Genomic DNA, 20,887 nt, shown 5'->3' with positions numbered 1-20,887 from the left:
CGCACTTTGCAGGAGCTGGGCTGTCATGTCAAAAACTGTGGTGAGGCAAAGCCCTCTGCACGCATAAAGAATTACAGGCGCTGGCCGATACGCTGTCTCTATGTGCTTTCAGGTAAGGATGTCCCGATGTCGCTCAGGCAGCTCTCCATTCAATGGAAAATCACCCTGCTGGCGGGCCTCTGCCTGCTGGGGATCGTGACCCTGCTGGTGGGTCTGTCGCTGTATCGCATGGCGCAGAGCTCCCAGCAGGTCAAGGCGTCCAGCATGCAGATGCTCGACGAAGCCGCCCAGTCGCGCATCGAGGCCCAAGGCGAAGTGCAAGCGCTGGGCATTCGCCAGCAGTTCATGGATGCCTACCAATACGGCCATGGTTTTTCCCGCCAGGTGCTGTTTTTGCGCGAACAGGCCGAGAAGCGCTTTCTCGATGCCTTCGACACCCGTGAAGACCTGACCCGCCAGGTCAAGGCCGCCCTGCAGGCCAACCCCGACCTGCTCGGCCTGTCCCTGGTGTTCGAAGCCAATGCGCTGGACGGCAAAGACGAACTGTTCGCCAACCAGGCAGAACTAGGCAGCAATGACAAAGGCCGTTTCGCACTGTACTGGTCGCAACCGACGCCGGGGAAAATCACCTCGATGGCACTGCCCGAGAGCGACATGGCCGACACCTCCATCGGCCCCAGCGGCGAAAAAGCCAACGCCTGGTTCACCTGCCCGCGCACGACTCTCAAACCCTGCGTGATCGAGCCCTACTTCTATGTGATCGACGGCCAGAACGTGCTGATGACCAGCATCGTGTTCCCGCTGATGGTCAATGGCAAAGTCATCGCCTCGCTGTCGGTGGATATCAACCTCAACAGCCTGCAGGCGGTCAGCCAACAGGCCAGCCAGAAACTGTACGACGGCCAGACCCAGGTCAGCATCCTCAGCCCGACCGGCTTACTGGCCGGCTACAGCCCGGATGCCAGCAAACTCAGCCAACGCCTGGAGCAGGTCGACCCGGCCAGCGGCGCACAGTTGACCAGTGCCTTGGCCAGCAGTACCCAGACCCACAGCCTGCGCACCGACCATCAACTCAAGGTACTGGCGCCTTTTGCGCCGATTCCCGGCGGTAAGGCGTGGGGCGTATTGCTGGATGTACCGGAAAAAGTCCTGGTCGCCCCCGCCGAAGCGCTGAAAAACCAGCTGGACGCCGACAACGCCAAAGGCACCCTGCTAGAACTGGGCCTGGGCCTGCTCGCCGCCGTGGTCGGCTTGATCCTGGTGTGGCTGATGGCGCGCAGCGTGACCCGGCCAATCCTTGGCGTGGCGCACATGCTTGAGGATATCGCCAGCGGCGAAGGCGACCTGACCCGGCGCCTGGCCTACGCCAAACAGGACGAACTGGGCCAATTGGCCGGCTGGTTCAACCGCTTCCTCGACAAGCTGCAGCCGATCATTGCCGAGGTCAAACGCTCGGTGCAGGACGCCCGCGGCACTGCCGACCAGTCCGCGGCCATTGCCACGCAAACCAGCGCCGGCATGGAGCAGCAGTACCGCCAGGTGGATCAGGTGGCTACCGCATCCCACGAAATGAGCGCCACCGCCCAGGACGTGGCCCGCAGCGCCGCCCAAGCGGCCCAAGCCGCCCGAGATGCCGACCAGGCAACTCGTCAAGGCTTGACGGTTATCGACCGCACCACCGCCAACATTGGCGAGCTCGCCGCCGACATGAGCACCGCCATGACCCAGGTAGAGGGCTTGGCCGCCAACAGCGAACAGATCGGCTCGGTGCTTGAAGTGATTCGCGGCATCGCCGAGCAGACCAATCTGTTGGCGCTCAACGCCGCCATCGAAGCCGCTCGCGCCGGTGAAGCCGGCCGCGGTTTTGCCGTGGTCGCCGACGAAGTGCGCAACCTGGCGCGGCGCACCCAGGAATCGGTGGAAGAAACCCGCCTGGTGATCGAACAATTGCAAACCGGTACCAGCGACGTGGTCGGCTCCATGGGCAACAGCTATCGCCAGGCTCAGGGCAGCGTCGAACAGGTCGGCCAGGCCGTCACCGCCTTGCGCCAGATTGGCGATGCGGTCACGGTGATCAGTGATATGAACCTGCAAATCGCCAGCGCCGCCGAAGAGCAAAGCGCCGTGGCCGAAGAGATCAACAGCAACGTGGCGACCATTCGCGATGTGACCGAGTCGTTGTCGGAGCAGGCCAATGAATCGGCGCGGGTCAGCCAGGCGTTGAACAGCCTGGCAAATCAGCAGCAGGGGTTGATGGATCAGTTCAGGGTCTGAATGTAGCAAGGCTTTACTGTGGGAGCCGGGCTTGCCCGCGATGCAGACACCTCGGTATGTCAGGCAAACCGAGTCGATGCTATCGCAGGCAAGCCAGCTCCCACATTTTGAGCGGTGGTGTGTGAATGCTAGCGCCGTGGCAACTGGATCAATACCTTGAGCCCACCCAGCTCGCTCTCTTGCAGTTGCAACACCCCACCCCACACCTCAACGATATCCCGCACGATCCCCAAACCCAGGCCATGGCCAACCCTTTGCTCATCCAGGCGTGCGCCACGGCTGAACACTTGGTCGCGCTGGGCCTCGGGAATGCCGGGGCCGTCGTCTTCCACCGCCAGCCGATAGCCCTGGGGCGTCTCGCTAACGCTCAGGCGTACCTCGGCGTCCGCCCATTTACAGGCGTTGTCCAACAGGTTGCCCAGCAGTTCCAGCAGGTCTTCACGGTCCCAAGGCAGTTGCAGGCCCGGCGCCACCTGGTAGCTGAGGTCCAGGTGTTCGCCGTGGATCATGCGCAGGGTGGCCAGTAAACCGGGCAGTTCTTGTTCACAGTCAAACAACGCGCCCGGCAGCGCATCACCCGCCAGGCGCGCACGGTTGAGTTCACGGTTGAGGCGCTGCTGCACCTGCTCCAATTGCTCGCGCAGCAACTGGCTCAGTTGCGGATGATCCTTGAGGGCGTCACTGGAGGCCGCGCTCAACAACACTGCCAGCGGGGTTTTCAGCGCATGCCCCAGGTTGCCGAGGGCGTTGCGCGAGCGCTTGAGGCTGTCTTCGGTGTGCGCCAACAGGTGGTTGATTTGCGCCACCAGTGGCTCCAGCTCAAGCGGCACCTGAGTATCGAGTTGCGAGCGCTGGCCTTGTTGCAGTTGGGCGATCTGGTTACGTGCGGTCTCCAGGGGGCGCAGGGCACGGCGCACGGTGACCCGTTGCAGGATCAGCACCAGCAGCAGCGCCGCCAGCCCCATCACCAGGCCGACCTGACGCATCAGGCGAAAGCTCTCGCGCACAGGCGTGTAGTCCTGGGCCACGCTGATGGAAATCGATTGGCCAAAGCGCTTGTAGTCCGAGCGCAGCACCAACAGTTGCTGGCCTTCGGGTCCCAGTTGCAGGTTGCCCTTGAGCCCCGCCACCGGGAGCCGGGGCAGTTCCTGGTCCCACAGTGAGCGGGAGCGCCAATGCACATCGGCAAAGTCGATACGAAAGTAATGCCCGGAAAATGGCCGTTGGTACGCCGGCGACAGGCGTTGCTCATCCAACTGCACGCCGTTGGGCCCACGCACCAGCGCCACCAGCAGGTTTTCGCTGTCGTTGCGCAAGCCCGCTTCAAGGTAGCGCTGCAAACCCGCCTCGAACAACCACAGGCTGGTTTGCGCCAGCACCACGCCGACGATCACCATCACGCTGATCAACCCCAGGCTCAAGCGCCGCTGGATCGACCTCATGCCGGAGTGGCGCCGAATCGGTAACCCTGACCGCGTCGGGTCTCGATCACGCTGCGTCCCAATTTGCGCCGCAGGTGGTTGACGTGCACCTCCAGCACATTGGAGTCGCGTTCGGTCTCACCGTCATACAAGTGCTCGGCAAGGTGGCTTTTGGACAGGATCTGTTCGGGATGCAGCATGAAATAGCGTAACAAGCGAAACTCGGCAGCCGTCAGTTGGATCTCGGCGCCGTCACGTAGCACGCACTGGCGCCCTTCATCCAAATGCAGGCCGGCGGCTTGCAGGGTGGGCTGGTTCGTCTGGCCGTGGGAGCGGCGCAGCAGCGACTGGATGCGCAGGTACAGCTCTTCAGGGTGAAAGGGTTTGCTCAGGTAATCATCGGCGCCGGCCTTGAGCCCTTCGATACGCTCGGCCCAGGAATCGCGGGCGGTAAGGATCAGCACCGGGATGGCCAACGCGGCGGCGCGCCATTGGGCCAGCACATCAAGCCCGGGCAAACCGGGCAGGCCAAGGTCGAGAATGATCAAGTCATAGGGCTCGCTGCGCCCTTGATACACGGCGTCCCGGCCGTCGGCCAGCCAGTCGACTGCATAACCCTGGCGCTGCAGGCCGGCCATCAGTTCGTCGGCCAGGGGCACGTTGTCTTCCACCAGGAGCAGGCGCATCAGTCTTCCTCATCTTTGATCAGGTCGCCATTGGTGGCATCCAGCTTGATCTCGCGCACCACGCCCTCGGTGGTCACCAGTTCCACTTCATAGGCGTATTGCCCGTGTTTCTTTTCCAGTTCGGCCTCCAGCAGCCGCGAGCCGGGGTATCGCGCCATGGCCTGCTGCAACAGCTGTTCCAATGGCAGGATCACGCCTTGCTGGCGCAGGGCCAGGGCTTCGTCCTGGTTGAGGTCGCGGGCCGCCAGGCTGGAACAAAACACCATGAGCACCAGCGCCACGCGACTGCCGACGCGTAAATTTACCTTCATTACGTATCCTGATGATTCTTGAGAACCTGCCCGGTGAGCGCATTCAATTCAACATCCCATTCAATGCCGTCGGTATCTCGTAGCTCGACTTCATAAACGTACTTGCCGTATTCCTCATCCAAATCGGTGTCCAGCAGCGTCGAACCAGGGTGAAGGGCCAGGGCCGTAGCGTCCAATTGATCGAAAGCGACAATTGTAACAGTGGCCGGCACGATCAGTGGCTTGTCGGGGTCCACGGCGGCGGCCGGGGTCGCCGTAACGAGGATGATAGCGGCGGCGCCCAGGGCAGTGAGGCGCTTCATGATAAGTCTCCGTTACATGATGTTTTCCTACGCCGGCCACGGTACGCGCTGCAACTTAACTGAAACTGAATTGCCACCATGGCAATTCCGGTTAAGCCATTTTTCCCACTGCCTGCGAGATTTCTTATACTGCCCCGCTCGCCTCAACAGAGACCGGTATGACAGCCATCCATATCAAGTTCCCGGCCTTGACCCTCAAGGCCGGCAAACGCGCCTTCACCCGCATCCGCGAGCAGGGCCTTGCGCCTGCCGACGTCGGTATCCTCCCCGGCGCGGCGGGCGGCCCCAAGGCCCTGGGTATCCAAGGGCTGGACCTGGCGCTGTTCGGTGACTGGTTGCCCCGTGCGCCGCGCGAGCGTGCGCTGATCGGCGCGTCCATCGGCTCGTGGCGGTTCGCCAGCGCCTGCCTGCCCGACCCGGTGCAAGGTTTGCTCGACCTGGGCCGCCTGTACAACGAGCAGCGCTTTGCCAAAGGCGTGACCATGGCGCAAGTCAGCCAGAGCTGCCAACGCATGCTCGACGACCTGCTGGCCGGGCGCGATGCGCGGGTGCTGGACAACCCCGACTATCGGCTGAACATCATGGTGGTCAAGAGCCACGGATTGCTCGCCGATGACCACCGTGGGCGGCTGGGGCTGGGCCTGTCATCGGTGATTGCCGATAATCTGCGGGGCCGCGCACGGCTGTCGCGGCATTTCGAACGGCTGATCATCCACGACCCGCGTCAGGCGCCTCCGGTACACCCCCTGAAAGATTTCCCCTCGCGCTTCCTCACCCTGGACGTGGGCAACCTGCGCCAGGCGTTGCTCGCGTCCGGCTCGATCCCCATGGTCATGCAAGGCGTGCGCGACCTGCCCGGGGCCGGGGCCGGCACCTACCGCGACGGCGGCCTGCTGGATTACCACCTCGACCTGCCCTACCACGGCGATGACATTGTGCTGTACCCGCACTTTACCGACCGGGTCATCCCCGGCTGGTTCGACAAGGGCCTGCCATGGCGACGCAGCAACCAGCAGGGCTTGCAGGATGTGTTACTGCTGGCGCCGTCCAGGGACTACCTGGCCCGCCTGCCCCACGGCAAGCTGCCAGACCGCAGCGACTTCAAGCGTTTCATGGGCGATGATCCAGGCCGCAACAAATATTGGCAAACTGCCATGAGCGAGAGCCAACGACTGGGAGATGAGTTTTTGGCATTGGCAGATAACGGCAAGCTCGGCGACCGTTTGCTAGCCCTTTGACCGCATGGGCGCCTGCGGCCGAGGGGCGGTATGCGCAGAGGTTGAGCAAACTGTTAAACTCGCCGCCTGCCAGACACCTGACCGAGCTGAAAACACTGTGGAAATCTTCAAAGAGTTTACCTTCGAATCCGCCCACCGCCTGCCCCACGTACCGGAAGGCCACAAATGCGGGCGTCTGCATGGGCACTCGTTCAAGGTGGCCATCCACCTGAGCGGCGACCTGGATCCCCATACCGGCTGGATTCGCGACTTCTCGGAGATCAAAGCGATTTTCAAGCCGCTCTATGAACGCCTCGACCACAACTACCTCAATGACATTCCCGGCCTGGAAAACCCCACCAGCGAAGTGCTGGCCAAGTGGATCTGGAATGAACTGAAACCCTTGCTGCCGGAACTCAGTGCGATCCGTATCCACGAGACCTGCACCAGTGGGTGCATTTATCGCGGCGAGTAAGTGATCGAGTGTTGAAAAGACCACCTGCGGGAAATGTCACCGTGGCGAGGGAGCTTGCTCCCGCTGGGTCGCGAAGCGGCCCCAAAAGATGGGACTGCTACGCAGCCCAACGGGAGCAAGCTCCCTCGCCACAGGTCACTGTTTTTTTCGCTCTAGCTCTTAATTGGCTGGCATTGCCAACTGTAGGTGTTTTTTTCGAAGCGGCGGGCTGATCCATTAGGAAAACCCGCACAGACGCCGATCGACTGAGCCAGTTTGGCTCACCGCTGCACTGCTTTTGCGCTGATTGGGAGGAGGCGGCCTTATAAAGGGCTTACTCCGTCAGCCCATACCTGCCTGCACCTGCATTGGCACGCAGGATGCACACGACCTGGGTCACCACTCAGGGAGCAGCCCCCATGACGCAGCAAGAACCCGGCAACGACTACCCTCTCAGCGAAGTCCCCTTGCACGCGCGTAAGGGCCTGGCCTCTACGGCCATGGTGTTGCTGGGGTTCACCTTTTTTACCGCGACCATGTTCGCCGGCGGCAAGCTGGGGGTAGCGTTCAGCTTCATGGATATGCTCGGCGTCGTGGCCCTGGGTAACCTGTTGTTGGGTATCTACGCCGCAGGCTTGGGTTACATCGCGTTCAAGAGCGGCTTGAACTCGGTGTTGATGGGGCGTTTCTGCTTTGGCGAAGTGGGCAGCAAACTCAGTGACTTGATCCTCGGTTTTACCCAGATCGGCTGGTATGCCTGGGGCACGGCCACGGCTGCGGTGGTATTGGGCAAGTATTTCCAATTGAGCCAGGGCAGTGTGCTGGGGCTGATGGTGGTATTTGGCTTACTGTTCTGCGCCACCGCCTACGTGGGGTATCGCGGCTTGGAAATCCTGTCCTACATCGCGGTGCCGGCCATGGGCATCCTGTTGACCCTGTCGATGTGGGTCGCCACCGTGAAGGTCGGCGGGCTGGAGGGGCTGCTGGCGGTGGTGCCCAGCGCTGAGCTGGACTTGTCCACCGCCATCACGCTGGTGTTCGGGACCTTTGTCAGCGGGGCAACTCAGGCCACCAACTGGACACGGTTTTCGCGCTCGGCCAAGGTTGCGGTGCTGGCCAGCCTGATCGGCTTTTTTGTCGGCAACGGCTTGATGGTGCTGATCGGGGCCTATGGCGCCATCGTCTATCAGCAACCGGATGTGGTGGAGGTCTTGCTGCTGCAAGGTTTCGCCACGGCGGCGATGGCGATGTTGCTGCTCAATATCTGGAGCACCCAGGACAACACCATCTACAACTTCGCCGTCGCCGGTTGCAACTTGCTGCGCACCCAGCGTCGCAAGAGCGTGACCCTGGCCGGCGCGGTGATCGGCACCCTGCTCGCCTTGTTCGGCATGTACGACCTGCTGGTGCCGTACCTGATCCTGCTGGGTACGGTCATCCCGCCGATAGGAGGCGTGATCATGGCGGACTTCTTTTATCGCTATCGCGGCCACTATCCCCGCTTGGCAGAGGCTCGCTTACCGGCGTTCAATTGGCCAGGTCTGATCGCGTATGGGGTGGGCACCGTGGTCGCATTCAACTCGCCGTGGGTCGCGCCGTTGGTGGGAATTTTTGCCGCATCGCTGACCTATGTGCTGCTCAGCGCCATACTACGCGCCATGACCGCCTGGACATCGGTATCGCCCTGAGGATCTGGCGGCTGTCTGCCTGATTGTTTTTAGCCAAGAGGAACTTGCCCATGCACATCATCAATGCCCGCCTGCGCAACCGTGAAGGCCTGCATGATCTGCACCTGGAACACGGCCGGATCGCCAGCATCACTGCGCAAACGGGGGAGCCGGCGCTGATGGCCGGCGACTTGGACGCCGCCGGCAACCTGGTCATACCGCCCTTTGTCGAGCCCCACATCCACCTCGACGCTACCCTCACCGCCGGCGAGCCGCGCTGGAACATGAGCGGTACGCTGTTTGAAGGCATCGAGTGCTGGGGCGAACGCAAGGCCACCATTACTCTGGAAGACACCAAGGCCCGGGCCAAAAAAACCATTCAGACCCTCGCCGCCCATGGCATCCAGCATGTGCGCACCCATGTCGACGTCACCGACCCAGACCTTACTGCACTCAAGGCCCTGCTGGAGGTACGTGAAGAGAGCACGCACCTGATCGATTTGCAAATCGTCGCCTTTCCCCAGGAAGGCATCGAGTCCTTCCGCAATGGTCGCGCGTTGATGGAAGAAGCCATTCGCCTGGGTGCCGATGTGATCGGTGGCATTCCCCACTTCGAATACACCCGCGACCAGGGCGTGAGTTCGGTGAAGTTCCTCATGGACCTGGCCGAACGCACCGGTTGCCTGGTGGACGTGCACTGTGACGAAACCGACGACCCCCACTCACGCTTTCTCGAAGTCCTCGCGGAAGAAGCCCGCAGCCGCGACATGGGTGCCCGCGTGACCGCCAGCCATACCACCGCCATGGGTTCCTACGACAATGCTTACTGCGCCAAGCTGTTTCGCCTGCTGGGGCATTCCGGCATCAGCTTTGTCTCGTGCCCCACCGAAAGCATCCACCTGCAGGGCCGCTTCGACAACTTCCCGAAACGGCGCGGTGTCACCCGTGTGAACGAACTGCTTGAGGCCGGCATGAACGTGTGTTTCGGCCAGGATTCCATCGTCGATCCCTGGTACCCGCTGGGTAACGGTAACATTCTGCGAGTACTGGAGGCCGGTCTGCACATCTGTCATATGCTCGGTTACCGCAATTTGCAAAACGCCCTGGACCTGGTCACCGACAACAGTGCCAAAGCCATGGCCCTGGGTGATCGTTATGGGTTGCAAGCAGGCCGCCCGGCTAACCTGTTGATCCTGTCGGCCGACAGCGACTACGAAGTCATACGTAGCCAGGGCTTGCCGCTGTACTCGATTCGCAACGGCAAGGTGCTGATGAAGCGGCAACCGGCGCAGGTAGAGTTTATGTAACCGCGCGGGTTAGACGATTGAGTCGATGTCCAGCGTTTGCCCCCGTGCCTGTTCGTCGTGGGCAGGCGGCGGGATGCTGGCGAATTGGGCCGGCTCACGATTCTCGCGGTGGCTGAACCAACGTTTGAGGCTCGATTGAAGATGTGCAGAACGGGCATGGCTGCCGTAGACATCGCGGGCTTCCAGGCGTCGCCAGCGCAGGCTTGCCAAGCGCTCACGACTGGTGTGCAACCGGTCGATCTCTGCGTTCATGGCATCAGTAGGTTCATGGCTACGATCATTGGCAGGGCGCCGTAGCGCAAGTTCACGCCGCTTGGCCCGGAGTTGCTCGCGCATGTCTTCAAAGGCCCGGTCGAGCAGCTCGAACTCCCTCTGGGTCACCAACGCGCCCTCACTCTCCAGGGTTTGTTGCCAGCGGCGCAATGTCGCCCACGCCGCGGGGATGTAGCTGGTGGTCATGAAGTGCTGGTCGGCTTGAAACAGCTGCCTCAGCACATTATCGCGCTCGGGCATGTCGCCCTGCAGTTGCAATGCGCGGTTGCAACCCGCTTCTTGGAGGGATTCACAGCCAGGCTTCCATAACACCGAGGAGTGGCTGCCATCCGGGAGCGTGATCGGCATGAAGTGATATTGCTCGCCATGATGTCGATAAGGGTTACCACCCACCCGCACCAGCCCTGCGGCGAACAACAGGCCACCGGGCACGGGGTGGCTGAATAGCGTGATGGCTCCGGGAATCCAGAGCTTGGCGGTGGTATTCATCCAGGGTGCCGGGACGCTGGGGACAGGGTCGTTGTGGTTGACGATGCGGTGGTGGACCAATGTTGAGGCGCCGGCAGTGAATTCGGCGTCGGCGGCGCGGGGGGCGCCGTAGGTGTAGAGCAGAATGTTGTAGTGGGCGTCTGGGGTTCGGCGCAGTCCTTCGGCCAATAGCAATGCAATGGCGCCGCCGAGGCTGTGACCGCAAATTACGATGCGCTGACCTGTGTGAAACTGATCAAGATATTGCAATACGAAATTACGCATAGCCCGATAGGCCTGGTAAAAACCATCGTGTGCTTTTCCAATACCGCCTTCAAAAGCCACCTGATGGGCGTCGGCGTCACGTAATGCGTCGGCACGGCTGACCGTTCCTCGCACAGAAATCAGGATGACTTCATCGTGGTGGGTGATGAAAGCCTGGGTGTCAGTACCGAATTTTTCATCATCGAAAAAGTGCAAGCGTGCGGGGTGTTCCTGTTCTTCCTTCCGTTCCGGGCGATTTTGTGGATACAACTGCGGATCGAAAGGCAGGATTTCGAAGCGTTGGGAGTAAGGGATATCTTCGTAGAGGGGGTAAAAACGGTGTGATTGCTTCGGATCAATTCGCCAGGCTTCGTGATACACCGAAAGCTGTTCAGCGAATAAATTTCCAACGCTCGGATCTAACGGAAACCGAACTTCGTCTAACGGTCTTTCTGCGGGGACCTGCCCAAAATCGCAGTAACTCAACGCAGCAAACAATGCCAGTTGGTATAGGTTCAAGGCGCAGCAGCTGTCTTCGGTGGATAACATTGGGCGTAACGCCCGTAGGGGTCGTACTTCTAGAACGGTGTGCTTGTTGGGGAACAGTACGATACCCACCAATGAGGGCTGAGGCGGGCCGAAGCCCAGATCGGCCATCATTTTCAATGCGTGACGCTTGGGTCGCAAAGCTGACGAAGCAGGTCGGGGCAGATGAGCGCTATGGCGTACCAAATCGCTTACTTCAACCTGATAAACTCCATCCGCTTGTGGGTAGGCAGGCGCCCCCTCAACGCGTCTTCCGTCAGCACTAGCAAAAAAAGTTCGCTCAGCGCGAATTTGAAGTTCGGTGATAGGTAGTTTGTACGTTCGGCGCGTTCTTAGCTGGTAGTACGGCTCCTCAGTCCCGCTATACAAATCATCCAACATGAGAACAACAGGGCCGCAATAGAAATCCTGCAGACTGGCAAAACCCTCACCATTCAATTTACCGACGTACTGCCTCCCTGAACTGTCATGGACCGAAAATGATAGTCCGCCATAGGCTTTTCCATTGCCCGCCATATCGACTAAACGAAAACTTACCCAGTGCCCTTTCAATGCGCAAGCAGGCATTCGTTCACTGAAAAAAGCGTGCTTCCATGCATCCAGCTTCATGAATTCGTCCTTGTTATTGGCATGTTGGATAGACGTCGCATATGCGCCCGTCCGGCATTTTTATGGGTTTGAAGTCCGTGGTGTTACCTGCGCAATATGCAAAAAGGTCTTCGAAACTCTTGCCTCTGCATCGCCGCCATCCACCCGGCACAGCTACCCACCTATCATCAAAGGCAGGTAACTCATCCTCACTGACAGATAGCACCAACCTCAGCTTTTTCCCCGGCAATTGCGGACGTTGCGCCACGCCCCCTACCCGCGACTCTTGCAAATTGCCCATCGAATCCAATGAATTGCAGATCAGAAGTTTTCTAATCGCGTGCAAAGGCCCGACCGTCCGAAAGTGCCATTTACATTGCCCACGTATTTCCTGCACACCCGACTCGGGCATCCCAGGTAGGTCGGCCTCCAAACGGTCGCGAATGGAAATACTCCCGAAATTCCCGCCCACATCCGTAATCCGCGTCCCCCACTTCGCATAGAAGTCAAACTCCACACTGCGTAGTACCAATGGACAACCCTCTACCGTTTCAGTCAATGGCAACTCATAACTCACGCTGCTCGCTACAGGCTTGTAGTCTGTAAAAAAGACTTTTCGCTCAGGTCTTTTGCCTCGCCGCCGAGGCAAGGTGCAGGTCTCACCCGTTGCGGGCCGGTAGTTGGCAGCCGTTTTAAGTTCAAATTGCGCCGGCAAATCCACCTCCAATGTAAAACGCTCCACCGTCCTCCCCGTACACCCCGAAAGCCACGCACCCGTAATAACCACCAGCACCCACCCTATCCACCTATTCACCTTTCCCTACCTCGCTGTGCCACTGCTCCATCACTCGTTCAAAATGCTCCCCTGGCGCCTCGCCAATCCTCGGTAACCAATGAATAACACTGCTGCCGGCCGCCTCTGCCAACCGGCGTACCACCAGGAACTCGAGCTGCGCCGGCTCCCGCCATTGCCAGCTGCGTGCCTGCTCCAGTACCTGGGCCAGCCAAATCCTGGGGTCTTGGAATTCGACCAATGCCGCCAGGTCTTCACTGTGCTCAGCCAGCAGGTAGCGCAGGATATTGGCGTGCAGGATGGCTTCGGCGTGAGGGTTGGGTGTGTCGAGCCACGGCGCTGGATCAGGCGCAGGGTAGTCGCCCGGCGCAGGATTTTCGTGGTGATGCCAACGGCCTTCATGCCAATAGCACACGCTGATCAGTGGTCCGAGGTAGGCGGGCCAATGCTCTTTGCCCAGATGGGCCAAGGCACGGGCCAGGGTGCGATTGTCGTGAATGCGATAAAGCACCTGACGGCCTTCTGGCGCCACCCGCAGTCTCTCGCGCCAATGGCGCGCCACACCCACCAGGTCGCTGGCCGACAGGCTGGCGAGCCAGCCCCAGTTCGACTCGGGGTGTAGCAACAGGTCGGCCAAGGCAGGCTCATTCAGTTGTTCCAGTAACAGTATGAGCGGGCCTGTATTCGCCAACTCCGCCGCAGCGGTCTCGCTGTAGAGGTTGCAATAGTGCGACGGAGCACGGTTTGCCATCAGGCGTTGGCGAGCCTCGTGGTTACCATCAAGCATCAGGCACAATGGGTGTCCGCTCTGCTGTTGTTGGGCCATCCAACAATGGAGCAAGCTGTCCATCAGGCCGCCCTCCCTGGGATATCGCACAGGCCTTCGCGGCAGCCTTCGCACAGAGGGCAAAAGTCGGCGCCCAGTTGCTTGGCCAAGTCCATGATGACGTTTTGCACAGCAGAGATTTGCGTGCCGGCAACCCCTGATGGGTTCACCGAACGGCTTGCAGACGGCGAACCGCCCAGAGTGATGGACCGGCTGCTGGAAATACTGCCGGCTTGCATCACCAGGTGTTCCCCGCCTGCCTTCAAGCTCAGTTGTGCGCCGGCCTCTATCACCAGGCTGGCGCCGGCCTTGAGATGAACCTGCTGCCCGGCTTCGATCAACAAGCTCTTGCCAACGCGAGTCACGCTATCGCCCTCCACCTCCAGGCGACTGTCATGCCCCACCCGTTGCTCCAGGTCACGCTGGGCACGCAGGTAGATGAGTTCTTCGCCGCGCCGGTCTTCCAAGTGCAACTCGTTGGCGCCTCCGCCGCCCGGCGAGCTGCGGCTACGCAGTACGCTGCGTGTCTTGTGCTGCGGCAAAGCGTACGCCGGCAAGTGCGATGCATTGGGCAGGCAACTGGTGACAAGGGGTTGGTCCGGGTCGCCCTCCAAAAAGCTCACCAGCACTTCCATGCCCACCCGTGGAATGACCATGGCGCCAAACCCATCACCCGCCCAACCGGACGCCACGCGCAGCCAACAACTGCTCGTCTCGTCGCCCTTGTCCGCGCGATCCCAATGAAAGCGCACCTTCACACGGCCATAGGCATCGCAGTGCACGTCCTCGCCGGCAGGCCCGGTTACCGTCGCGGTCTGGCTGCCACTGATCGTCGGTTTGGGGTGCTTGAGGGCAGGTCGATGCACTGCGCGCCAGGGGGTTGCGGTGAACCGGTTGCGATAGCCTTGGAACCCATTGGCATCAACGATCGACTCCTCCATCACCTGCGGCTGGTAACCCTCATGACGCACCGAGGTCAGCAACCATAAGTCGTTGCAGGCTGGGTCCGGGTGATCGCACAGTTCAAGGAAGTGGCCACTGCATAGCGCCGGTTGATCGCTCTTGCCCAGCACTCGATGGCGATCACGCTGGTGACGCTCCAGGCTGCGTCGCGCCAGCTTCGCACCACGTGCATGGCTCGTAAAGCCAGCAGGGTAGCCATAGTCTTCCAAAGGATCCGCCGGCCCGGCACCGGCTTGGTCATGCAGGCGAAACGAAGGGTGCTCAAAGTCATAGTCACGACGTACGGTGCGCCGGCTGCGCGTGACCAGGCGCCGGTCGAAACGTTGGACGACCGGGGCCCCAAGCGATGGATCAGCCGAGGAACAATAACGCTGTACCGGCAACCGGCGAAACACCGTCTGGTCATCACCAAACACCAGCAGATGATTCTCTGCGCTGTGACGAAAGTGATAGTGAATGCCCTCCTCTTCACACAGCCGTTGGATGAAATGCAGGTCGGACTCCCTGTACTGCACGCAAAAGGCGCGTGGTGGATACACCACCGGCCCGAGCTCAAAGGCATAGGCGTCGGCGAAGATGCCGTGCTGTTCGAGGACCGCAACAATGATCTGCGGTACACTGCGCTGCTGGAAAACCCGCTGGTCGCAACGATAGGCAAGGGATGCCAGACGTGGCGCCAGTGTCAGGTGATAAAGGGCGAGCCGCATACCGGGATCATCCCGACCGATGGCAAAGATTTGCCCATGCAAGCCCTGACCTGCTTCGCCCAAGTGCAGATAGGCGGGTTGATGAAGCAATGCCTCCAGGTCAAGGGAGGGGTCTTCGCTGACTAACTGCACCTGTATAAAGTAGGGCTGGTCGAGGGCTTCGCTGCCTTTGAATGCCACTATCTGAAAATCTGTCTTTATACCTGCAAGGACCAATTTGAAACGTGACGAAACAAACGCGTTAACCATCCTTTGTTACCCGTCTTCAACTTTTCGTTTGAACAGCTTTCCCTCGTCAACGCCATTTGGATTGAGAAAAAGCACCTGAATGCGCTAAAGCTTAGCGATTTCAGGCGACTTTCGGCCCTTCAGAAATAATAAAGAAGTTTCGTACAGCAAAGATGGAAGTGTCTTTTACAGAATATAAATACAGCCAAAAAATCATCTAATAATTAGAGGCAAACTCTGACTGCGGCTTGTACTCTCTTAACTGAGTTTTAAGGAAACGGCTGACGCTTATTTAAGGCATCAGTCATTTCCGATGTTCAGACTTTTAATTGCGCTGTCCCGAAAAGACTAACACTCAGCACGTCTCCTGATTCGATCTGCAAGCGCACTGGCGCCGTGCCACCCGGCATGACCACCGCTACGTCGCCCCCCTCAACCCAACCTGCTCGCCATGCCGCGCACGCCACTGCACTGGCGCTGGTCCCCGAGGACGCCGTAGGCCCCTCTCCTCGCTCAAATACGCGTGCGATGATTCGATTGCCAGTGTCTCGAGCAACCCATTGCAGGTTGACCCCACCGACACAGGGTTGGCCGCACCCTGCCGGCGGTGCAAAAGCGATGGCCTTCAACTGCTTGAAAAGTACCGACTGATGCATCGTGTCACAGCCTGGCAATGCCGAAACCTGCTCAACCAGCGTCACACAATGGGGGTTGCCAACCCGGACAAATTGACTGCTCCCCCATTGCGGATTGAGCGACGTCAAGGCTGCCACACGACTGAGTTCATGCCGCCCCACAGCCACCGGGCTCACGCCAACCGCCCCCACCGCCAAGGGGCCAAACTCGGGCCGGCCCAAGGCCAGCCAGAAGCCTGGCACCTGTTCATGCTCAGCCGGCTCGACACAGGTGATTACGGGCGATACCGCATCCGGCTTGTCGTGATACACCCGCAACTCGCTGCCATGGACCAGCAAACCCTGGTCGGTCAACGCTTGGGCAAAGATAGTCAGCCCATTGCCACTGCGTTCGGCGAGAGAGCCGTCGGTATTGATGATCAGCAGATCAAACGGTGGCTGGGCCTGAAATGGCCCGACCAACAAACCATCGCAGCGATGCGCCTTGGCACCAGCAGGACGCGGCAACGAACCCCAACCACATTCCGACGCAATCGCCGATGCGGCCCACGCCTTACGCGTGCTCGCAGCCAAGCCGGCAGTGTCGGGCACGGCAATACCCTGGCGGCATAAATAGGCGGGGCTGACCACCCCATAGATATTGCCGCGCGCGTCGTAGAATCGGGTCATAACCACACCAACCGGAAATTCTTCATCGGTTCGTCCGTTCACTTATCTACTATCGGGACAGCAGCGTATTACACAACAGCCGGTCTGTGGGAAGTGAGCTGGAAGGTGGTAATCCGCCGCAAGAAACCTGGGGTTCAACCACTCCCCGCAGGGATTACACACCTTCCAGCCCACCTCCTACAGGCTCGATCATTTCTACGTGGTGACCGGCCACCAAAGCGTTCCGTGTTTGTAAAAAGAATGCCTCACGCCCCGTAACACCTAGGGAACCCGATTCGCTCAAGAGGGCCTGATATGCAAGGATGTCGCGCCGGACATCGTTCGTTGAACGCCAAACCAAGGATTTTCCATGACTGCCATTCCCACTCCTGCCCCCGTGGTTCCCGGGCGACTGGAGCAGATGTCGACCCGCATCGCTTTTTTTATCGCAGGTTTTGGTATCGCCGCCTGGGCGCCGCTGGTGCCGTACGCCAAGGCGCGTGCGAACCTGAATGAAGGCACCCTTGGCCTGCTGCTGTTATGCCTGGGGGTGGGGTCGATCATCGCAATGCCGGCAGCGGGCGCGCTGGCCTCGCGTTACGGTTGCCGACGCGTGCTGAGCGCAGGGACACTGATGATCTGCCTGGCCCTGCCGATGCTGGCCACCGTCAGTTCCATCCCGTTGCTGATTGCCGGGTTGTTCCTGTTTGGCGCAGGCCTGGGCACCGTGGACTCCACCGTCAACCTGCAAGCGGTGATCGTTGAGCGCGCCAGTGGCAAAACCATGATGTCGGGTTTCCATGGTTTGTTCAGCCTGGGGGGCATTGTCGGCGCTGCGGGGGTTGCGGGGTTGCTGGGCCTGGGCCTGTCGCCATTGCAGGCGACCCTGGTGGTGGTGGTTATTACACTGGCCGCGCTGTTGAAGGCTGCACCGCACTTACTGCCTTATGGCAGTGAAAGTTCGGGGCCGGCATTTGCAGTGCCCCATGGTGTGGTGTTGTTTATCGGTTGCCTGTGTTTCATCGTGTTCCTGGCTGAAGGCGCCGTACTGGATTGGAGCGCTGTGTTCCTCAGCGCCGAGCGCGGCCTGGATGAGGCTTACGCCGGCCTGGGCTACGCGGCATTTGCCTTGACCATGACCGCTGGACGCCTGACCGGTGATGCGATTGTTCGACGCCTGGGCCCCACGCGGGTCATCGTGATGGGCGGCACGCTGGCCTGTGCCGGCTTGCTCCTCGCGACGCTATTGCCTGCGTGGGAAACTGCGCTGCTGGGGTATGCGCTGGTGGGGGCCGGGTGTTCGAATATCGTGCCGGTGCTGTACACCGCCGTGGGTAAGCAAACGGTAATGCCGGAGCATATTGCAGTGCCTGCCATCACCTCATTGGGCTACGCCGGCATTCTCGCCGGCCCCGCCGTGATTGGTTTTATCGCCCACGGCAGCAGCTTGAGCACTGCCTTCATCCTGATCGCCGTATTGCTGGCGGCGGTGGCCATCAGCGGCAAAGTCCTCAAGGTGTAGCTTGCCTTTCAGCGTGCCTTGCGTGCGGCGTCTTGCTCATGCCACCGTTCGAGGCTTTTGTTGCTGAGCCACCCCTCTTTGTGAGGCGGGCCAAATAGTCGTGTGCCATTGGCGCGCTCCAACGAAGGCAGCAAACCTGGACGCTCAATAATGTTCTTCGCGGTGTAGACACAGAGTTCGCTGTATTTGGACTGGGGCATGCCCGTGGACGCATCCAGCACCGGCGCGCCCTGCTGATCAACCTCATGCGGGTCCTGCATGACCTCCCGCAGCCTGGCTATTTCAACATACTGATGCGGTTCAAACAGGTAGGTTCGGTCCATGGCCTTGTCTCTCAACAGCGGAAACTGGCTTTGTAGCGCCTCCACCACCTGCGCATTGCCTTGCGCATGAAACGGGTCCTGACTGAACTCGGTTGCCGAGCTGTTCCCCTGCAACGCTTGGGCCGCCGCGCGGAGGCTGTCACGGGTGATATCGCCGTCACGACTGAAGATCGCGTCACTTAACCGCGGGCGCTTGAGCATTTCCCCGACGACCTGAATCACGCCGTCCAACGCCTCGCTTTCACCCATAGGATGAACGGCGATCCGCTGCAAAGACATCCACGTCAAGCGCCCATCATTCAGAAAGGAGTGCAGCAGGCCGAAGGATTTTTCCAGGGCCTTCGCCAGTTGGTTGTCCGTTGAGCTAGCACCCGGCGGGGTACCACTGGCCCGCCCAATGGGAAAGTTCTGCAAGTCACGATGGCGTAGAGCGGACAATGTTCCGCGTAAAAGAAAAGGCTTGCGCGACCCCTCGCCCGACGTCGATGAAGGGGGCTGATGCCAGGTCTCAGGGTGGATGGCCGCTGATGACGTAGTTGAGTGTACGGCCGGCTTGTCGGGGGGCAGAGGCCGTCCGGAAGGTAATACACCCTCGATTGTCATGGGTTTTCTCCAACACTTTTCAGATGCATATCCGCAGGGTGATTTTTACCTTGATGGGCAAAATCAACGAATGGACTCTACCCAGGCAGGCACCTCATGTGTGGTTGGAGGAACTCGGCAGTTCCGAGTCAACGATACCTACCAATGACAATATGTAAAACCGTGGTCAGCCGCGGTTAACCCAGCTTGCGCCTACGCCACCAGCCTGCCAGGCAATTGATCAACCCCGTGTCGTTCAACGAATCGGCGCCCTCCCCCCTGACCTGCGGGTCTGCCAGCATGCCCCGGGAAAAGTCGTCCGACACGGGCGCCTGGAATCTACGCTCGCCGGCATAAGCCTTCATACGCCGTGCTTCTGCCTCATATTCCGTCGACGCAAAAGGGAAGCTACGCGAGGGGCCGCGCTCCTTGGATACTGGTGGACTTGTACGTTGGGTACTGCGCAACAGGTCGATGGGACCGTTTGGGGAAGAATTAAACGAGGCTGAAGTCATATGTTTTCCCTCATTCAGAATCTGAAAAGCGGCGGGTCGAATTACAACCGCAAGTATCACCTCTGTGGCAAATGGGCGTAATTCGTTCCTTGAAACATATTGGACTGGCGCCGCCCCCGAGAGGCGGCGCCTGAAGAGCGGTCAGCGGGACAACAAGTACAGTCCTGTACGGCTGATTTTCCCGTCGTCATCTTTACTGGCGCGGTTATCCATTTTCTCCAGCAGATCACTGCGCTTGCGTATTAATTCCTGGGATAACTGAATCAGATGGTCCTTGGCTGCGTCGCCGGTAAGTGGCTGGCAGGCCCACTTTTTCAGGTCGCGGATTTTAAGGCTTGAGCCCCCGCTCCCGTTTTTCAACTCGTCGAAATGCTCAAGCAGCTCACCGGCCAGTTCCTTGTCGCTCTTGTACTTGAAGTAGTTTTCTCCTTTGATTACCGCGTTCAGGCTGTGCCGGTCGATCAGGCCATCCAAAGCGCCCGTGGAACCGTGCCGGTCCAATGCGGCCATCAGTTCCGGACGTCGTAGCAGTTCATTGGCCAGGCGAATGTTCTCGTTCATGACGGGGTTGGGCGACCACCCTCTTTTTGCCATTGCAAGAATGCTGTCAACGCTAATGGAACCAGGGTTCTTCGGGTCTCTGAAGGCATTGAAGTTATCGCGCAACTGCTGCGCCAGCTCTTCTCTATTTTTCAGCGAGTACTGCGGATCAGGCCTGCCGGGGGCGGGCGGATACGGCCGACCTGCAGTGGGGTCCGGCCTCGGTGGCGGATTACTCCCAATGGGGTTCGGCCTGGGTGGCGGGTTGCTGCAACCTGGGTTCGGCTTTGGCGGCGGATGCCCACAGCCAGGATGCATAGACGGCCGATGTCCGAAGAACCAATGACTGATCCAGTGCGGGAGTTGGCCCAGGAAATTCTGCATCGCCGGTGGTCTGTGGTGATGTCCACGCACGTCAGCTGCGGAGGTGGGTGCCTGGGGGTTACCGAATACCGGCCCGGCTTTGTTGTCCCCCGATTGAAAATTCACATGGGCAGCATTCTGGCCCTTGAAGGAAGGTGCAGCCTGGCGCGTGTTTTTGACCTCGGCCTTGGCGCTGGCCTGTGAAAGGTCAGGCGTTGATGAAGCAGAGACGGGTGTATCCAACATCGATACCGACATAAGTTTCTCCATACAGTGGGCGATTTTCAGCTTGTCGCTCCAACGCAGTGTCGAAGCCCATCAGCTTTCCCATGTGTGGTTTTGCGTCGGAATCAGTTCCTGATCCAGCCATAATCTGTGCTGTGGTGATGTAGGAAACAGAGTGTGGTCTTGCAGCAATGAGTGCGCGGAGCGCTTTGCCCAGGCAAAAAAAATCGCCCCCCTGA

At 59.9% G+C, this 20,887-nt stretch carries 18 protein-coding genes and 1 pseudogene; 7 read left to right on the top strand and 12 right to left on the bottom strand.

Translation table 11 applies throughout. The features are described 5' to 3' along the window. Window positions 1-126: 126 nt before the first annotated feature. Together GH769_RS29340 and GH769_RS29335 are read left to right on the top strand one after the other, a co-directional pair. A pseudogene (locus GH769_RS29340) lies at window positions 127-1,416 on the top strand (HAMP domain-containing protein); the annotation flags it as partial. A gap of 102 nt (window positions 1,417-1,518) precedes the next feature. Continuing rightward, entirely contained in the window at window positions 1,519-2,274 is a 756-nt protein-coding gene (locus GH769_RS29335; protein ID WP_370694801.1) for a methyl-accepting chemotaxis protein, read from the top strand. A 128-nt stretch (window positions 2,275-2,402) separates the two neighbouring features. Here the strand turns inward: GH769_RS29335 and GH769_RS06250 are convergent, their stop codons facing one another. From GH769_RS06250 to GH769_RS06235, 4 genes are read right to left on the bottom strand one after another with little or no spacing between them, the layout of a single operon-like run. Further along, window positions 2,403-3,716: a sensor histidine kinase gene (locus GH769_RS06250; protein ID WP_014717944.1), complete on the bottom strand. Its 1,314-nt coding sequence runs from the start codon at window positions 3,714-3,716 to the stop codon at window positions 2,403-2,405. Next, window positions 3,713-4,381, bottom strand: a complete 669-nt coding sequence (locus tag GH769_RS06245) for a response regulator transcription factor (protein ID WP_003190268.1) — start codon at window positions 4,379-4,381, stop codon at window positions 3,713-3,715. The genes GH769_RS06250 and GH769_RS06245 overlap by 4 nt, the downstream gene beginning before the upstream one ends. Further along, window positions 4,381-4,692 carry a PepSY domain-containing protein gene (locus GH769_RS06240; protein ID WP_003190266.1) on the bottom strand — a complete coding sequence of 104 codons (312 nt, stop codon included), beginning with the start codon at window positions 4,690-4,692 and terminating at the stop codon, window positions 4,381-4,383. Before GH769_RS06240 ends, GH769_RS06245 begins: the two co-directional genes overlap by 1 nt. Beyond that, on the bottom strand, window positions 4,692-4,994 hold the full coding sequence (locus GH769_RS06235; RefSeq protein ID WP_014717943.1) for a PepSY domain-containing protein: 303 nt from the start codon (window positions 4,992-4,994) through the stop codon (window positions 4,692-4,694). Before GH769_RS06235 ends, GH769_RS06240 begins: the two co-directional genes overlap by 1 nt. A gap of 158 nt (window positions 4,995-5,152) precedes the next feature. Between GH769_RS06235 and GH769_RS06230 the strand changes: the two genes are divergently transcribed. The 4 genes from GH769_RS06230 to codA all read left to right on the top strand — a co-directional run bounded on the left by GH769_RS06230 (window position 5,153) and on the right by codA (window position 9,639). Beyond that, the gene (locus GH769_RS06230) at window positions 5,153-6,232 is read left to right on the top strand and encodes a hypothetical protein (RefSeq protein WP_003190262.1); all 1,080 of its coding nucleotides are present in this window, start codon (window positions 5,153-5,155) and stop codon (window positions 6,230-6,232) included. Window positions 6,233-6,329: 97 nt separating this feature from the next. Further along, complete coding sequence (gene queD / locus GH769_RS06225) at window positions 6,330-6,686, top strand: 6-carboxytetrahydropterin synthase QueD (protein ID WP_003190259.1); 357 nt, start codon at window positions 6,330-6,332, stop codon at window positions 6,684-6,686. A gap of 398 nt (window positions 6,687-7,084) precedes the next feature. Further along, entirely contained in the window at window positions 7,085-8,353 is a 1,269-nt protein-coding gene (gene codB, locus GH769_RS06220; protein ID WP_014717865.1) for a cytosine permease, read from the top strand. A gap of 50 nt (window positions 8,354-8,403) precedes the next feature. Then, window positions 8,404-9,639, top strand: a complete 1,236-nt coding sequence (gene codA / locus GH769_RS06215) for a cytosine deaminase (protein WP_032903780.1) — start codon at window positions 8,404-8,406, stop codon at window positions 9,637-9,639. Window positions 9,640-9,648: 9 nt separating this feature from the next. On the opposite strand, the gene GH769_RS06210 is transcribed toward codA, so the two are convergent. The 5 genes from GH769_RS06210 to GH769_RS06190 form a co-directional block, all read right to left on the bottom strand. Next, entirely contained in the window at window positions 9,649-11,799 is a 2,151-nt protein-coding gene (locus GH769_RS06210) for a lipase family protein (RefSeq protein WP_032903779.1), read from the bottom strand. A gap of 13 nt (window positions 11,800-11,812) precedes the next feature. Continuing rightward, a complete protein-coding gene (locus GH769_RS06205) occupies window positions 11,813-12,592 on the bottom strand; it encodes a hypothetical protein (protein WP_371101827.1) in 780 nt (259 codons plus the stop codon). After that, complete coding sequence (locus GH769_RS06200; protein ID WP_020301891.1) at window positions 12,585-13,421, bottom strand: DUF4123 domain-containing protein; 837 nt, start codon at window positions 13,419-13,421, stop codon at window positions 12,585-12,587. The genes GH769_RS06205 and GH769_RS06200 overlap by 8 nt, the downstream gene beginning before the upstream one ends. Then, on the bottom strand, window positions 13,421-15,316 hold the full coding sequence (tssI, locus tag GH769_RS06195) for a type VI secretion system tip protein TssI/VgrG (RefSeq protein WP_032903778.1): 1,896 nt from the start codon (window positions 15,314-15,316) through the stop codon (window positions 13,421-13,423). Before tssI ends, GH769_RS06200 begins: the two co-directional genes overlap by 1 nt. Before the next feature lie 296 nt (window positions 15,317-15,612). Continuing rightward, window positions 15,613-16,599: a DeoR family transcriptional regulator gene (locus GH769_RS06190; RefSeq protein WP_032903777.1), complete on the bottom strand. Its 987-nt coding sequence runs from the start codon at window positions 16,597-16,599 to the stop codon at window positions 15,613-15,615. 349 nt (window positions 16,600-16,948) lie between these two features. On the opposite strand from GH769_RS06190, the gene GH769_RS06185 reads away from it, so the two are divergent. Beyond that, complete coding sequence (locus tag GH769_RS06185; RefSeq protein WP_032903775.1) at window positions 16,949-18,100, top strand: MFS transporter; 1,152 nt, start codon at window positions 16,949-16,951, stop codon at window positions 18,098-18,100. A gap of 8 nt (window positions 18,101-18,108) precedes the next feature. On the opposite strand, the gene GH769_RS28990 is transcribed toward GH769_RS06185, so the two are convergent. The 3 genes from GH769_RS28990 to GH769_RS28795 form a co-directional block, all read right to left on the bottom strand. Continuing rightward, a complete protein-coding gene (locus tag GH769_RS28990; protein WP_239688387.1) occupies window positions 18,109-19,026 on the bottom strand; it encodes a type III secretion protein in 918 nt (305 codons plus the stop codon). 176 nt (window positions 19,027-19,202) lie between these two features. Continuing rightward, complete coding sequence (locus GH769_RS28985; RefSeq protein ID WP_020301887.1) at window positions 19,203-19,370, bottom strand: hypothetical protein; 168 nt, start codon at window positions 19,368-19,370, stop codon at window positions 19,203-19,205. A 291-nt stretch (window positions 19,371-19,661) separates the two neighbouring features. Further along, window positions 19,662-20,681 carry a type III secretion effector protein gene (locus tag GH769_RS28795; RefSeq protein ID WP_177480931.1) on the bottom strand — a complete coding sequence of 340 codons (1,020 nt, stop codon included), beginning with the start codon at window positions 20,679-20,681 and terminating at the stop codon, window positions 19,662-19,664. Window positions 20,682-20,887: the final 206 nt, after the last annotated feature.

This window comes from Pseudomonas sp. CFSAN084952 (assembly GCF_009648855.1).
GTDB lineage: Bacteria > Pseudomonadota > Gammaproteobacteria > Pseudomonadales > Pseudomonadaceae > Aquipseudomonas > Aquipseudomonas paracarnis.
The sequence above is the reverse complement of the archived record's forward strand: the minus strand, read 5'-3'. Positions and strand labels throughout refer to the sequence as shown.